Here is a 401-nt window from a genome sequence, read left to right on the forward strand (position 1 = left end):
GTCTGGCGAGCTTCGCCGGCAGCGCCGCCTTGACCGTCTACGGCTTGCCGTTTTTGGCGACATAGTCCTCGGCGACCGTCACATGGTGGATCATCCGGTCATAGGCCTGCCTGGCGTCGTCGCCGAAGGTGAAGATGCCGTGCTTGTCGAGGATCAGGCCTTCGACGCTTGGATCGGCATCGAAGACGTCGCCCGCCGCCTTCGCCAGGTCGAAGCCTGGCATGATGTAGGGCACGTAGCCCATCTTCTCGCCGAACACTTTCCTAACCAGCGCCTTGCTGTCTTCCTGGTCGACAATGGCGAGGACGGCGGTCGAATGCGTGTGGTCGACGAATTTGTGCGGCAGGAAGGCGTGCAGCAGCGTTTCGACCGACGGATTGGGCGAGGCGGGATCGATGAGG

The 401-nt window shown here is 62.6% G+C and carries 1 pseudogene; it reads right to left on the bottom strand.

Annotation, left to right across the window (positions count from 1 at the left end):
• Positions 1–40: 40 nt before the first annotated feature.
• Positions 41–401: pseudogene (locus EOA29_RS40645) on the bottom strand (class II aldolase/adducin family protein); the annotation flags it as partial.

The sequence above is a fragment of the Mesorhizobium sp. M1E.F.Ca.ET.063.01.1.1 genome (assembly GCF_003998155.1).
GTDB lineage: Bacteria > Pseudomonadota > Alphaproteobacteria > Rhizobiales > Rhizobiaceae > Mesorhizobium.